This is a genomic window from Clostridium sp. C1, from assembly GCF_018223625.1.
Taxonomy (GTDB): Bacteria; Bacillota_I; Bacilli_A; order Erysipelotrichales; family Coprobacillaceae; genus Allocoprobacillus.
The window spans coordinates 1,001,440-1,017,036 of record NZ_CP073631.1 but is presented as its reverse complement, the minus strand read 5'-3'; the positions used below and the strand labels follow the sequence as shown (position 1 = coordinate 1,017,036).

The following is a 15,597-nucleotide window of genomic DNA, read 5'->3' as shown; positions in this document are numbered from 1 at the left end:
TTTTTTGTTTGGAGGAATAACATGAAAAAAATATATCAGATAATTGGACTTGTTGTTTTAATGATTTGTTCTATTGTTTATGATTTTCAAAAACCTGAGGTTGTAAAGGAAAATGTTGTGTCTTTATCTTATGTGATTTTAGAAGGAGAGTTTTTAAAAAATGGAAAATACGAATTTGAAGGAGAAAAAACTATCCAAGAACTTGTGGATGAAGTTGGAGTATCTCCAAAGGCTAATATGCAGTCTTTGGTTATGAATAAGAAAGTTGAAGATGAAAGTCGACTTTATCTACCACCCCTTCATGAGGGAGCTGTATCTTTAAATCATGCTTCACAGGAAGAACTCATGACTTTAGAAGGTGTAGGAGAAAAGACTGCTTTAAAAATCATCGATTATCGTCAGCAACAACCTTTTGAAACGATTGAAGATATTATGAATATTAATGGTATTGGTGAAAAAACTTATTTAAGATTGCGAGAACATCTATGCTTATAAGATATCATGTCATTTATTATGCAACGGCTTTATTATGCTTTGTTATAGCGGATATTGTCCATCCGCTTTTTTATTTATTCTTTATCTTATACTGTTATTTTCTATGTCGAAGATTGTCTATCATACATTTCATGATTGCAATACTACTTTGTTTGGCCCTATGGATACAACCTCATGAAATTCAACCATTATCTTCTTCTTTGCAGGGTGTTGTTGTTAAAACTGCTGAAAATAACTGTTATTTGAAAACAAATGCAGGGACTGTAAAGCTTTATCATGATTTATCCAATATTGAATATGGGGATTTATTAGAAGTAGAGATTGAGCCATTAGAACTCTATGAAAATACAAATGACAATGCTTTTTGTGAAAAGGATTATCTCTATGGACAAAAGATTTTTCATAAAGCTTATGTTAAAAAACTGATTTCCCAGCAAAAACAACCAACATTTTATCGCTGGTTAGAACAACGTTTTTCTTCACAACAGGATGTTCAAGATTATCAGAGATTATTTATTTTAGGTGAAAGAAGCTTGACTATTGGCGAAGACTATCAGTTATTAACAGATCTTTCACTTGTTCATATGTTTGCTTTATCAGGAATGCATATCCATATTTTATATGCAATAATTAAAAATGTACTAGCTTTATTTTTACCACGTCAACTAGCAAAGGTTTTAACGTTTATGATGATTGGCTTTTATATTTTTTCTATTCCTATGCTTGTGTCTTTGTATCGTGCTTTCTTTATTTTATTATTATATGAACTATTAAAAAAATGGTTTCATAAATTAGATATCTTTGCTTTCCTGATCATATTATCCTTATTTTATAATCCCTATATCATTTACAATATTTCCTTTGTATTTTCTTATTTTATTTATTTTATCGTTTTATTAACGCAGCGTTTACGCTTTTCATCATTTTGGATTTATCTTTCCTCATTACCCATCATTTTAACATTAAATGCCCAAATTCCCATTATTTCTTTTTTTGTCAGCGATATTTTAAATGTCTTTATTGAAATCTTTTATAGCTTATGTGCGCTTTCTATATTTTTCCCTGTTCTTGAAATTGTTTTAAAATATACCGTCATTCTTTTTCAAAATATGTTATCTTTTATGACGGTTATGAATACTTTCCTTATTTTTTCTAAGCCAACCTTAGCATGTCTGATTCTTTTTTATTTTTTCTATTTTCGTATCATTATCGCTAAAGAACTTCAGCAATCTTATCGAAAAGACGTTTGTGCCTTGTTTTCGTTAATGATTGTTTTTCATTTCTGGAGTCAACATAAAATCTATGGTGAGGTGACAATGATTGATGTAGGACAAGGTGATTGTACCCTCATACGTCTACCTATGAATCAAGGAAATATTTTGATTGATACGGGAGGAACACAGGATTATGACTTAGCAGCCCAGACGATTATACCTTATTTGAAATCGGTAGGTATTTCACATTTGGATTATGTGTATATTTCACATGATGATTTTGATCATTGTGGGGCACTTCCTTCTTTATTGGAACATTTTTCTATAGGGCAGGTCATTGATGAATTTGAAGCGACCAGACAGATTGGCTGTGCTCAAATTCAAATGTTTAAGAGTCATCAGGTTTATACTGATTCTAATGATCAGTCACTCGTTATGTATATTTCCTTACCGGCAATGAATATCTTGATGACAGGGGATATGTCCAGTCAAGTTGAAGCTGACCTTTTACCACAATTGCAGACATTGGATGTCGATGTTTTAAAGGTTTCACATCATGGCAGTGCCAGTGCCACTTCTGCGTTACTTTTATCAGTGATTCATCCTGATATTGCGATGATTGGAGTTAAAAAGAATAATATGTATAAGCACCCTTCACCTCAGGTTATTGAACGTTTACAAAGAAAAGGTATCACGATTTTAAGAACCGATCAGGATGGAATGTTTCATCTAAGATTTTATGGAAAAGAACGTTACATTTTGCGTTGATTCATGTATAATGATAAAGATAGAGGTGATACCATGAATTTTGTCATCTATGGTGAAGATAAATTGTTGATGGAACAAAGATTAAAGACACTCAAAAAGAAGTATCATATTTGTGAGGAAGATATGAATATGGTGACATATTGGTGTCAGGACAGCAGTATGTCAACGATTATTGAGGATGCTTTAACACCACCATTTTTAACGGAATATAAGATGATTGTTTTAAAAAATCCACTTTTTTTAACGGCTCAAAAACAAAAAACAATGAATGATGCAGATATTCAAAAGTTTATGGATTATCTCCCTTTAGATAATCCCACAACAATATTTGTGATTTATCATGATCAAAGAAATTTTGATGAAAGAAAAAAAGTAGTGAAAACATTACGCAAGTATGCTCATTTTTATGATATTGAAAAAATGGATGAGCGTCAGTTATATAAAGCGACGCATCAAGCGATTAAGAGTCGAGGTTGTGAAATAGATGAAGAAGCATTAAGACTATTTTTATCACGTATGCCTTCTCATCTTCTGGAAATTTCACAGGAAGTGAACAAATTATGCCTGTATACAAAACATATTACTGTAGAAACGATTGATTTATTGGTGACAAAGCAGGTTGAAGAAAATGTTTTTGAATTAAGTCAGGCGATTTTAAATAAAGAAACAGCGAGAAGTTTTCGAATTTATAAAGATTTGATTATGAATAATGAAGAACCTGTCAAATTAATTGTTTTGATTGGTAATGCCATGCGTTTATTATATCAAGTGAAATTATTAGATAGAAAAGGTTATAATGATAGAGAAATTGCTCAAATTTTATCTATGAATCCCTATCGTTTAAAATATATTAGACGTGATGGTAAGGATTTTGATTTGAAAGAATTATTGGCACATATTGATGAACTATCACAGCTGGATATTGCTGTGAAGACAGGGAAAATAGATAAATATAAAGGTTTAGAACTATTTTTAATGAGAATGGGAGGAAATGAATCATGGAATCAATGAGAGAATTATTTAAGGTCGGATTTGGACCTTCATCATCACATACAATGGGACCACAAAGAGCGGCTTTGAAAATTAAAGAAATGTACCCTGAAGCGACACGTTTTCATGTTGATTTACATGGTTCGTTAGCTTTAACTGGAAAAGGACATTTAACTGATTATATTATTGAAAAGACATTTGCACCAAAACCTGTAGACTTTTCTTTTAAAAGTGAAGAATTACCAGAACATCCTAATGGGATGATAGTCCATGTTTTTCAAGGTGATCAGGAAATGAAACAGATTGAAGTTTATTCAATTGGTGGGGGTTCTATTTTATTTAAAGGGGATCTGGCACAGGAACCTGTTCAAGTTTATAAACAAAATACGATGAAAGAAATCTTACATTATGTAGATGAACATGGAATATCTTTATATGATTATGTTTTAGAAAATGAAGGAGATGATTTTGATCATTTTCTTTCAGATATTTTAGGAGCCATGTTTGAAAGTGTTGAAAATGGCTTGAAAAAAGAAGGACTGATTCAAGGGAAATTAAAATTAAAAAGAGTAGCGAAATCAATGTTTCAACAGGCTCAAAATACACGTCGTGAAGCTGATCGAGAAAGATTATTTATTTCCAGCTATGCTTATGCTGTTTCAGAAGAAAATGCGGATGGCGGAAAGATTGTTACAGCACCAACTTGTGGTGCAAGTGGTATTATGCCAGCTGTATTGTATTATTGTTATAAGCAGTTGCATATTGAAAAGAAAGATTTGATTAAAGCTTTAGCCATTGGGGGACTTTTTGGGAATGTTGTGAAAACCAATGGAACGATTTCGGGAGCCGATGGAGGATGTCAGGCTGAGGTTGGAACAGCCTGTGCTATGGCAGCAGCAACAATGGCATGGATTTATGAATTGAATAATTCTTTGATTGAATATGCAGCTGAAATGGGACTGGAACATAATTTAGGTTTAACATGTGATCCAGTAGGAGGTTATGTTCAAATTCCTTGTATTGAACGTAATGGATATGGTTCATTACGTGCCTTAGATGCGGCCATGTTAGCAAAACAGTTAGGTTATTTAAGAAAAAATAAAGTATCTTTTGATACGATTGTCAAAGTCATGAAAGAAACTGGAAAAGATTTATCCAGTGATTATAAAGAAACATCATTAGGTGGACTGGCAAAGGAATTTGGTTTATCATGAGTGCTTTGTATGTTCATATTCCTTTTTGTCAACATATCTGTACATATTGTGATTTTTGTAAAGTTTTTTATAATGAAAAGTGGACATGGCAATATTTAGATGCTTTAGCATTTGAAATTCAGCAAAAACAGTTATCTCATGATTATAAAACAATTTATATTGGTGGAGGAACACCCACAGCACTGACTTATGAACAATTACAATATTTATTTGAACTCTTAAAACCTTATGCCCGTCATTGTCAGGAATGGAGTATGGAGATGAACCCAGAAACAATGAGTCATGAAAAATTAGAGTTATGTGTGCAAAATGGAGTGAATCGTTTGAGTATAGGTGTTCAGACATTTCATGATCATTTATTAAAAAAGATTGGACGTGTTCATACTTGTGAACAGGTGAAATCTTTTATTTTAGAGGCACAAAATAAAGGTGTTCAGGATATCAATATTGATTTAATGTATGGTTTGCCAGAACAGACGATTCAAGATGTTTGTGAAGATATTGATGAACTGGTAAAGTTAAAGGTTGGACATGTGTCTTATTATTCATTGATTTTGGAAGATCATACGATTTTAAAAAATGAACATTATCAGCCATTAGATGATGAAGAAGATGCCAAGATATATGCATTGATTAGAGAAAGATTACAACAGCATGGCTATCATCAATATGAAGTGAGTAATTTTTATGCATATAAACCTTCATTACATAATCTTGTGTATTGGCATTATGAAGATTATGATGGGATTGGGGTTTCGGCACATTCTTTAAAAAATGGACACAGATATGAAAATACCAAATCATTGACTCGTTATTTAGAACATCATTATTTGGAAAATGATATCACTTTAACAAAGAGTGATCAGTTATTTGAAAAAATAATGATGGGACTGCGTTTGAATGAAGGTATATCTATTTCACACATCAATCAATTATATGGAATTGATTTTCAAAAGCGATATCATCATGTAATTGAAAAATATCAAAAGATGAATTTATTAGAAATAGATAATGGGTATTTAAAAACAACATCATTAGGGATCAATTATTTAAATAGTATATTAGTAGATTTTTTGGAAGATGAACAGACTTAGTCTGTTTTTCTTTATTTATTAGCACAAAAGTGTTGACAGTGCTAAAAAGATGAGTATAATGTAATTAGCACAGAGGTAAAAGGAGTGCTAAAGGAGGTTGAGATATGCTGACAGCTAGACAGTTACTGATTCTAAAATGTATAGTTGAGGAGTTCGTAGAAACGGCTGAACCAGTAGGATCAAAAACCTTGATGACGAAGTATCAGCTTCCTTATTCAAGTGCGACAATTAGAAATGAAATGTCATTTCTTGAAGAACATGGTTATCTTGAAAAGACACATACATCTTCGGGGCGTGTTCCTTCAACCAAAGGATATCGTTTTTATGTCGATACATTGATGCAGCCTAGTGTAGATGATGAAGTCAAGAATCAAGTGTCCACACTTTTAGGAAATCGTCATCGTTCGTTAAATGAGATTATTAAAGAAAGCTGTCAAATTTTAAGTCAGCTTACCCATTTAACAACAGTGGCTTTGGGTCCTAATGCCATTTATGAACATTTGCAGAATATTACACTTGTTCCATTATCAGAACATACTGTCACAGCAATTATTGTGACAGATAAAGGACATGTTGAAAATCGTAATTTCAATATTAAAAATAATGCCTATATGGAAGATTTAACAAGTTGTGTGAATGTCATGAATGAGTTATTAGATGGAACACCTATTAATCAAGTGGCTTTTCGATTAGAAAGAGATGTCAAACCTATATTGAGTGCAAGAATTAAAGAACATGAAGTTTTGTTTAATGCTTTTTTAGAGGCGTTTATGAAATTTGCAAACAATAATGTTTATTTCTCTGGTAAAGAAAATTTATTGTATCAGCCTGAATATAATGATGTGAATAAATTACGTCGTTTAGTCAGTGCTTTTGAAAATTCTCAATCATGGAAAAGTCTGGAACCAATCGCATTGGAAGATGGTGTCACAGTGAGAATTGGAAGTGATTCACCAATTCAGGATTTAAATGATGTATCAGTTATATCAGCTTCATTTAAAACAGGGAATGAGTCTAAAGGATCTATTTCAGTCATTGGGCCTACACGTATGCCTTATGAAAAAGTCGTTTCTTTAGTTGAGTATATTTCAAAGAGCTTGGAAGAAGTTCTAAGTAATCAAGAAGATGATGAATAGAGGTGAAATAATGGCAAAAGAAAAGGAAACTACACAGGAAGAAGTTAAAGAAGAACAGGAAGTTGTAGAGGAAACTCAAGAAAAGGAAGAACAAAAAGAAGAAAGCTTAGAAAATCAGATGAAAAAGCTGGAAGAAGAAGTGAATACTTGGAAAACGGATTATTATAAAGTTTTTGCGGATATGGAAAATTTGAAAAGACGTTTAGAAAAGGAACATCAAAATTCTTTAAAATTTATGATGCAGTCATTTATCGAAGAATTGCTTCCAGTTGTTGATAATTTTGAGCGTTCTTTAAATGTTCAAAATCCTAGTGAAGAAGTTCAGACATTTTTAAAAGGATATCAAATGATCTTTGATCAATTGATGGCTATTTTAAAGAAAAATGGTGTAGAAGTGATTGAAGCTCAGGGTAAAGAATTTGACCCTAATCTACATCAGGCAGTGATGACAACACAGGATGATCAATATGGTCATAATATTGTTGTTGAGGAGCTTCAAAAAGGTTACAAATTGAAAGATCGCGTTATTCGTGCATCTTTAGTTAAAGTGAATGAATAAAAAATAGGAGGATGATCGTTATGGGTAATAAAATTATTGGTATTGATTTAGGAACAACAAATTCATGTGTCAGTGTAATGGAAAATGGAGAAGCAAAAGTTATTGCGAACCCTGAAGGTTCAAGAACAACTCCATCTGTTGTTGCCTTTAAAAATGGAGAAATTATTGTTGGTGAAGCTGCAAAACGTCAAGCTGTAACGAACAAAGAAACTGTTATGTCAATTAAAAGACATATGGGTACAAGTTACAAAGAACATGTCAATGGAAAAGACTATACACCTCAAGAAATTTCAGCTATGATTTTACAAAACTTAAAAGCAACTGCTGAAGCTTATTTAGGTGAACCAGTCAATCGTGCTGTTATCACAGTTCCAGCATATTTCAATGATGCACAACGTCAAGCAACAAAAGATGCAGGAAAAATTGCTGGTCTAGAAGTAGAACGTATTATTAATGAACCAACTGCTGCAGCTTTAGCATTTGGTGTTGACAAATTAGATAAAGAACAAAAAGTATTAGTATATGACTTAGGTGGAGGAACATTTGACGTTTCTATCCTTGATTTAGCAGATGGTATGTTTGAAGTTTTAGCTACTGCTGGAGATAACCATTTAGGTGGGGATGACTTTGACCAAGCTATCATGAACTGGATTGTTGCTGAATTTAAAAAAGAACAAGGTGTTGACTTAAGCGCTGATAAAATGGCTATGCAACGTGTTAAAGAAGCTGCTGAAAAAGCGAAAAAAGATGTATCTGGTATGATGCAGACTCAAATCTCATTACCATTTATTTCTGCTGGTCCAGCTGGTCCATTACATCTTGAATTAACATTAACAAGAGCTAAATTTGATGAATTAACACATGATTTGGTTATGCGTACAGAAGGACCTGTAAGACAGGCATTAAGTGATGCAGGTATGTCACCAAATGATATTGATCAAGTTTTATTAGTTGGTGGTTCTACTCGTATTGTTGCTGTACAAGAATCAGTAAAGAGATTACTTGGAAAAGAACCTAACAAATCAGTAAACCCTGATGAAGTTGTTTCTATGGGTGCTGCAATCCAAGGTGGAGTTATTGCTGGAGATGTTAAAGACATTGTCTTATTGGATGTTACACCATTATCATTAGGTATTGAAACAATGGGTGGAGTCATGACTGTCTTAATCGAAAGAAATACAACAATCCCAACAACAAAATCACAAATTTTCTCTACTGCTGCTGATAATCAGCCAGCTGTTGATATCAACGTATTACAAGGTGAAAGAACAATGGCTAAGGATAATAAACAATTAGGTTTATTTAAATTAGATGGTATTGAACCTGCACCTAGAGGAGTTCCTCAAATTGAAGTCACTTTCAGCATTGATGTTAATGGTATTGTTAATGTTAAAGCAAAAGATATGAAAACACAAAAAGAACAATCTATCACTATTCAAAACTCAACTGGTTTAAGTGATGAAGAAATTGATAGAATGGTTAAAGAAGCTGAAGCAAATAAAGCTGATGACGAAAAGAAACGTAAAGATATTGAAACAAGAAATAAAGCTGAACAAATGATTAATGAAATTGATAAAGCTTTAGCTGAACAAGGAGATAAGATCGATGCTAATCAAAAATCTCAGGCAACTGCTTTAAGAGATGAATTGAAGAAAGCATTAGATGATAATGATATGGCTACACTTGAATCAAAAATGAGTGAATTAGAACAAATGGCTCAACAAATGGCAGCATATCAATATCAACAACAATCACAAGGAGCTAACCCAACAGGTAATGCTTCAAATACAGCAACAAATGATGATGACGTTGTTGATGCAGACTTTACAGAAAAAAATTAACATAAAGCCAAGGCTTTGCCTTGGTTTTATCTAGTCAAGAGGTGAGATTATGGCTGAAAAGAGAGATTATTATGAAGTGCTTGGTGTGTCAAAAAATGCCAGTGCTGATGAAATCAAAAGAGCTTATCGAAAAATGGCTAAAAAATATCACCCTGATGTCAATAAGGAACCTGGAGCTGAAGAAAAATTTAAAGAAGTTCAGGAAGCCTATGATGTTTTGTCAGATGACAATAAAAAAGCTGCCTATGATCGTTATGGTCATGCTGCATTTGATCAAACTGGTGGATTCGGTGGTGGAGCCGGAGGTTTTGGTGGCTTTGGTGGCTTTGAAGATGTTGACTTAGGAGATATTTTTGGTTCATTCTTTGGTGGTGGAGGATCACGTCAAAGAAAGAGTGGTCCAATGCGTGGTGAAGATCGTTTTGTACAATTGGAAATCGACTTCATGGATGCGATTAAAGGAAAGAAAACAGAAATTAAGATCAATTATGATGAACAATGTTCACATTGTCATGGAACAGGTGCAAAAACACCAAATGATTATCAGACATGTTCACGCTGTGGAGGAACAGGAACAATCCGTACACAGCAACGTTCTCCATTTGGAACATTTGTTAATCAAACAACATGTCCAGACTGTCATGGAACAGGAAAAGTTGTTAAAGAAAAATGTCCACATTGTCATGGAAATGGATATGTCAATAAAAATATAACAGTTGAATTAAATATACCTGCTGGTATCAATACACATCAACAGTTACGTGTTCAAGGAAAAGGTCATCGTGGTACAAATGGAGGACCAAATGGTGACTTATATGTCGAAATTTATGTTAGACCACATCAACACTTCCAGCGTGATGGCAAAAACATTTATATTTCCATTCCAATTTCAGCAGTTGATGCAACGCTTGGTTGTGACGTAGATGTACCAACAGTTTATGGAGATGTGACATTAAAAGTCCCAGAAGGAACACAACCCGGAACAACATTACGTTTAAAAGGTAAAGGTGTTAAAGACTTACGTAGTGATAATTATGGAGATCAGTATGTTAAGATTGATGTAAAAATTCCTACAAAATTATCTCGTGAGGAAAAAGAACTTTATCATAAATTAAAAAAAGCCACAAAAAAAGAATCAATCTTTGATCAATTCAAAAAAGGCTTTAGAAGATAGTCCAAACTATCTTCTTTTTTTGTATAAAATAAGATTGAAAACATATGATTAAATATATAAAAAAAGCATCCCACTAGGATGCAATCTTTATCATTAAGCACTCTTTCTAAGACTTCTTAATTCTCTTGCTGAAATTTTTACTTTTTTTGGTTTACCATTGACTAAAATAGTAGCTTTTTGTAAGTTAACATTCCATTTTCTCTTAGTTGCATTTAATGCATGAGAACGAGAATTACCAGACATAGGTCCTTTTCCGCTCACTTCACATTTTCTAGCCATTATATTCACCATCCTTTACAAAGTGTCTTTCACATACCTAAGTATAATATCATTAATAAAAAGAAAATGCAAATACTTTTTCATATAAAAATAAAAAAATATTGTATTTGAACATTTTTATAATATCTGAAAAAGATGAATATTTCAATATTTTTTTAAATTTTATTTACAAGAGAATATAAGTGGGTTATAATGCGTATGCATTGCCATGAAATAATTGTCAATAATTTAAAAATGAGATATAATATAGGTAACTATTTATAAATTTATGATAAGAACGGAGGAATAGTTATGATAACGAAAACAACTGATTTAGGAGATATTCATCTTTCATTAGATGTTGTTGCAAGTATTACTGGGGGTGCTGCAACAGAATGTTATGGTGTTGTTGGAATGGCAAGCCAAAAGATTATGAAAGATGGTTTTTATGATCTTTTGGGTAAAGATAATTATGCTAAAGGGATTGTCGTAGAAGATGGGGAAACAGGAATCATTTTAAATGTTTATATTATCGTTGGATATGGAGTGAAAATTTCTGAAGTTGTTTATGAAGTACAAAAGAAAGTGAAATATGTATTAGAAACAACTTTAGATATTGATATTGAAGCAGTGAATGTGTTTGTACAAAGCATTCGTGTGACAGATTAGTGGAGGGTTAACATGAGAATCATTGATGGTAAACTGTTTAAAGAGATGGTTATAACTGGAGCAACTGTTTTGCATAATAACCATCCAGAGATTGATGCATTGAACGTCTTTCCTGTACCAGATGGAGATACAGGAACAAATATGTCTTTGACATTTAGTTCTGGTGCAAGTGAAATTGAAAAATTAGATTCTAACGATATATATGAAATTTCAAAGAAGTTATCTAAAGGTTTATTGATGGGAGCAAGAGGAAATTCTGGTGTTATTCTTTCACAAATCTTTAGAGGAATTTCTATGGCTTTTGAAGGGAAAAAACAAGTAGATGCTGTAGAATTAGCACAAGCTTTACAAAATGGAGCTAAAGTTGCTTATAAGGCTGTTATGCGTCCAGTTGAAGGGACAATTTTAACAGTTATTAGAGAATCAAGTGAAGCTGTTGTTCAATATGCGAAACCGGGAATGGAGATTGAAGATGTTTTTTCTTACTTTGTTAAAGAAGCTGAAGAATCACTGGAAAGAACACCAGAACTTTTACCTGTACTCAAAGAAGTTGGTGTAGTTGATAGTGGTGGAGCTGGACTATTGTTAATTATGACAGGATTTATGGCAGCTCTTGCAGGAGAAGAAATTGAACGAGTAGATATTAAAGGAGAAGCTGCAAAAGAAGCACTTGTTGATGTAGAATCAGATAGTGAAGAAGCTTATGGTTATTGTACAGAGTTCATCTTACGATTGGATCCAGCAAAAATCAAAGTCTTTAAAGAAGAAAATTTAAGAAATGAATTAGAAAGATTGCCTGGAAACAGTATTGTTGTGGTTCAGGATGAAGATATTGTTAAAGTTCATGTGCATACATTAAAACCGGGTAATGCTTTAAATACAGCTCAAAGATATGGTGAATTTGTTAAGTTAAAGATTGAAAATATGCAGGAACAGCATAATTCTATCTTAGAAGCTAATAATACACCTGCTGCCAATGCTAAAGCAACTTTGACTGCACCTAAAGAAGAACCAAAAGAAGTTTCTATTATTAGTGTGGCTGCTGGTAAAGGTATCAAAGATATGTTCTTAGAATTACATTGTGACTATGTTGTCAGTGGTGGACAGACAATGAATCCATCTGCCGAAGATATCGTTCAAGCGATTAGAGATGTCAACGCTAAACATGTGATTATTTTACCTAATAATTCAAATATTGTGATGACAGCACAACAGGCAGCGATTATATTAGAAGATGAAGTAGATGTCAAAGTTGTACCTTCTAAAACTATACCACAAGGATTATCAGCATGTATTATGTTTAATCCGGAAGTATCTTTAGAAGATAATCTTGCTGAAATGAATGATGCGATTGCTCATGTCAAAACAGGACAGGTCACATTTGCAATTAAAGATACAAATATTGATGGTGTTGATATTAAAGCTAATCAATATATGGCATTATGTGAAAAAGATATTGTTGCTTGTGTTCCTAATAAAGTGGATGCATTAAAGGAAACTTTAAACAATTTGGTTGATGATGATTCTGAAATTATTACATTAATCTATGGCGAAGATGTTACAGAAGATGAAGTTCAAGAAATTGAAGATTATGTAGAAGATCATTTTGAAGCTGAAATAGAATGTGTAGATGGTCAACAACCAGTATATTCATTTATCGTAGGTGTTGAATAAATAAAATTAAGAGCAAACGAATTAACGTTTTGTTCTTTTTTTTACAGTGATTTTTATGTGTATTCTAGATAATGAAAATGATATACGATTATTTATAACGATTTTATAGATAAATGAAATTTTATTAAAATATAAATGCATTTATAAAATCTTTTTTTGTTTTATTCGAATAAATCATGTTGTATTGCCTTTGGAAAAATTGTTTATTAGCTATTAATAATAAAGAATAATTTGAGATTATTTAAAAAGATATTGACATCTGTATATGATAGTATTATGTACTTGTAATAGTAATACAGTATAATACAAAAGGATGTGATTGAATGGAAATATTTATTAATAATCATGCAAGTGTTCCCATCTATGAGCAGATTTCATCACAAATAAAAGCTTTAATCATGAGTGGAGAGTTAAAAGCAGGTGAAGCACTTCCTTCTATTCGAGGATTAGCTAAATCATTGCATATTAGTGTTTTAACAGTGCAAAAAGCATACGATACACTTCAGTCAGATGGTTTTATTGAAACCACAGCTGGAAAAGGTTGCTTTGTGTCAGCTCAAAATCAAGATTTCTATTTAGAAGAACAACAAAAAAGAATTGAAGAACATTTGACTGAAGCGATAGAAATAGCAAAAGTTAGTGGAATCAAACTTGAACAACTACAGTCTTTATTATCTTTGTTATATGAGGAGGATTAAGATTATGGAGAAATTAGCATTAAAACTTGATGGTGTTACAAAACATTATAAGGACTTTACTTTAGATAATATTTCTTTTCATGTGCCTGAAGGAAGTATCGTAGGTTTAATTGGTGAAATGGGGCAGGAAAAAGTACAACGATTCATTCGATATTGGGTTTGACAAATATAGAAAGTGGAACAATCACAATGTTAGGAAGTTCTAACATTGATGAAGTTTCTAAAGATGAAATTGGTGTTGTTTTTGATGGTAATAATTATCCTGATGAACTCAATCCAAAGCAGTTAGGAAAAGTTTTTGCGAATATTTATAAAACATGGGATATGAACACATATGAAAAAATGTTAGTCAAATTTCAATTGCCAATGAATAAAAAAATCAAGAATTTTTCTAAAGGAATGAAGATGAAATATTCTATATCTGTAGCTTTTTCACATCATTCAAAATTACTGGTTCTTGATGAAGCCACAAGTGGTTTGGATCCAATTGTGAGAGATGAGATATTGGATATGTTATTAGACTTTATTCAAGATGAAGAACATTCTGTTTTGATTTCATCTCATATTACAAGTGATTTAGAAAAAGTAGCTGATTATATTGTATTTATTCATGAAGGTAAGATTATTTTTTCAAAACCTAAAGATGAACTGTTAGAAAAATATGGTATTATGAAATGTGGTGCGGCTCAATTTGATGCATTGGATAAGGAAGATATGATTGCATATAGAAAACAAGATTATGAATGGCAGGTATTGGTTGCTGATAGACAGAAAGCTGAAAAGAAATATCCAAAAGCAATGGTTATACCAGCCAATATTGATGAAATTATGTTGATGTATGTAAAGGGGGCTTGTTAAATGAAAGGCTTATTATTAAAAGATTATTACATTGTCAAAAATAGTTTATTGATTTTAACGGTTGTATTTATCATTATTGGAGCAAGTCTATCTCATCTTTCAACACCATGGGTATTAACGGTACTGGCAACAGTCTTATTAGGAATGATTGTAACAACGACAATTACTTTAGATAAAACATCTAGATGGATTAAAACAGTTCTTACAACAAGGATTTCTAGAAGAACTTATGTTGATAGTAAATATATTTCTTATTTAGGAATAAGTTTAATTGGATTGGTTTTTGGAATTGTTTTTGGATATATTGCTTCAACTGTCATTGGTTCAAACAATGATGGAGTGATGATATTTGTTTGTATTAGTGTTGCCATGGCTTTACTTGCTGGTGGAATCATTTTACCGTTCTATTTTCTTACTGATGAAACAAAAAGTATTCTAGGCTCAATTATTTCTTATCCTGTGTCTGCAGGTATATTCATTGGATTGTTCCTTCTTTTAGGAAATCATTTATCAACATATCTTATTGTTTTAACTGTATCCCTTGTTGTTTATATCATATCTTGGATTTTGACAAAAAAGGTATTGTTGATAAGAGATTTGTGATGTTGTTATTAATTTGATGAAAAAACTGTACTTTATAAAGGTACAGTTTTTTCATATATAAATAATGAGTTTCAATATCTATATTTTCATATGAATTTTAATTCATTGACATAAAATTTTTATTCAATTAAGATTGAAATTGAGGAAGATCTTGTTCAGAATCAAGATATGCTTAATGAACCAGTTTTAACAAGATTGGCATAAAAATAATGCTCATATTATTATTGGATGGATATTACAGGAAGGTAGATAAAATTATTACTTTATCTATCTTATTTTCATTATCAAAAGTTTAGTACTCTATTTTCACTTTTTTTGTCTTTCATGTTAAGATATAAATAGGGGTGACGTA

General features: G+C 31.9%; 16 protein-coding genes. 15 read left to right on the top strand and 1 reads right to left on the bottom strand.

Annotation, left to right across the window (positions count from 1 at the left end; genetic code table 11):
• The first annotated feature begins 21 nt into the window (after nt 1–21).
• The 9 genes from KEC48_RS05550 to dnaJ all read left to right on the top strand — a co-directional run bounded on the left by KEC48_RS05550 (nt 22) and on the right by dnaJ (nt 10,485).
• Nucleotides 22–495, top strand: a complete 474-nt coding sequence (locus KEC48_RS05550) for a helix-hairpin-helix domain-containing protein (RefSeq protein WP_211964815.1) — start codon at nt 22–24, stop codon at nt 493–495.
• Between the two features lie 131 nt (nt 496–626).
• On the top strand, nt 627–2,477 hold the full coding sequence (locus KEC48_RS05545) for a DNA internalization-related competence protein ComEC/Rec2 (RefSeq protein WP_211964814.1): 1,851 nt from the start codon (nt 627–629) through the stop codon (nt 2,475–2,477).
• 33 nt (nt 2,478–2,510) lie between these two features.
• Nucleotides 2,511–3,488, top strand: coding sequence for a DNA polymerase III subunit delta (gene holA / locus KEC48_RS05540; RefSeq protein WP_211964813.1), 978 nt, complete (start codon nt 2,511–2,513; stop codon nt 3,486–3,488).
• Nucleotides 3,476–4,681, top strand: a complete 1,206-nt coding sequence (locus KEC48_RS05535) for an L-serine ammonia-lyase, iron-sulfur-dependent, subunit alpha (RefSeq protein ID WP_087357358.1) — start codon at nt 3,476–3,478, stop codon at nt 4,679–4,681. The genes holA and KEC48_RS05535 overlap by 13 nt, the downstream gene beginning before the upstream one ends.
• Entirely contained in the window at nt 4,678–5,775 is a 1,098-nt protein-coding gene (gene hemW, locus KEC48_RS05530; RefSeq protein WP_211964812.1) for a radical SAM family heme chaperone HemW, read from the top strand. The genes KEC48_RS05535 and hemW overlap by 4 nt, the downstream gene beginning before the upstream one ends.
• Nucleotides 5,776–5,879: 104 nt before the next feature.
• Nucleotides 5,880–6,911 (top strand): heat-inducible transcriptional repressor HrcA, encoded by a 1,032-nt coding sequence (gene hrcA, locus KEC48_RS05525; RefSeq protein WP_087357356.1) that lies wholly within the window; start codon nt 5,880–5,882, stop codon nt 6,909–6,911.
• Between the two features lie 10 nt (nt 6,912–6,921).
• Complete coding sequence (gene grpE / locus KEC48_RS05520; protein WP_211964811.1) at nt 6,922–7,470, top strand: nucleotide exchange factor GrpE; 549 nt, start codon at nt 6,922–6,924, stop codon at nt 7,468–7,470.
• A 20-nt stretch (nt 7,471–7,490) separates the two neighbouring features.
• Entirely contained in the window at nt 7,491–9,311 is a 1,821-nt protein-coding gene (gene dnaK, locus KEC48_RS05515; protein WP_087357355.1) for a molecular chaperone DnaK, read from the top strand.
• Between the two features lie 49 nt (nt 9,312–9,360).
• Nucleotides 9,361–10,485: a molecular chaperone DnaJ gene (dnaJ, locus tag KEC48_RS05510; protein WP_087357354.1), complete on the top strand. Its 1,125-nt coding sequence runs from the start codon at nt 9,361–9,363 to the stop codon at nt 10,483–10,485.
• A 93-nt stretch (nt 10,486–10,578) separates the two neighbouring features.
• Here the strand turns inward: dnaJ and rpmB are convergent, their stop codons facing one another.
• A complete protein-coding gene (rpmB, locus tag KEC48_RS05505; RefSeq protein ID WP_087357353.1) occupies nt 10,579–10,764 on the bottom strand; it encodes a 50S ribosomal protein L28 in 186 nt (61 codons plus the stop codon).
• Between the two features lie 291 nt (nt 10,765–11,055).
• Between rpmB and KEC48_RS05500 the strand changes: the two genes are divergently transcribed.
• The 6 genes from KEC48_RS05500 (at nt 11,056) to KEC48_RS05480 (ending at nt 15,245) form a co-directional block, all read left to right on the top strand.
• Nucleotides 11,056–11,412, top strand: coding sequence for an Asp23/Gls24 family envelope stress response protein (locus KEC48_RS05500; protein WP_087242856.1), 357 nt, complete (start codon nt 11,056–11,058; stop codon nt 11,410–11,412).
• Nucleotides 11,413–11,424: 12 nt separating this feature from the next.
• Complete coding sequence (locus tag KEC48_RS05495) at nt 11,425–13,086, top strand: DAK2 domain-containing protein (RefSeq protein ID WP_087357351.1); 1,662 nt, start codon at nt 11,425–11,427, stop codon at nt 13,084–13,086.
• 323 nt (nt 13,087–13,409) lie between these two features.
• Complete coding sequence (locus KEC48_RS05490) at nt 13,410–13,784, top strand: GntR family transcriptional regulator (protein WP_087357350.1); 375 nt, start codon at nt 13,410–13,412, stop codon at nt 13,782–13,784.
• Nucleotides 13,785–13,788: 4 nt separating this feature from the next.
• The gene (locus tag KEC48_RS16425) at nt 13,789–13,947 is read left to right on the top strand and encodes a hypothetical protein (RefSeq protein WP_338037064.1); all 159 of its coding nucleotides are present in this window, start codon (nt 13,789–13,791) and stop codon (nt 13,945–13,947) included.
• Nucleotides 13,944–14,642, top strand: coding sequence for an ABC transporter ATP-binding protein (locus tag KEC48_RS05485; protein ID WP_338037063.1), 699 nt, complete (start codon nt 13,944–13,946; stop codon nt 14,640–14,642). The genes KEC48_RS16425 and KEC48_RS05485 overlap by 4 nt, the downstream gene beginning before the upstream one ends.
• Nucleotides 14,643–15,245, top strand: a complete 603-nt coding sequence (locus KEC48_RS05480; protein ID WP_211964810.1) for an ABC-2 transporter permease — start codon at nt 14,643–14,645, stop codon at nt 15,243–15,245.
• Nucleotides 15,246–15,597 lie beyond the last annotated feature (352 nt).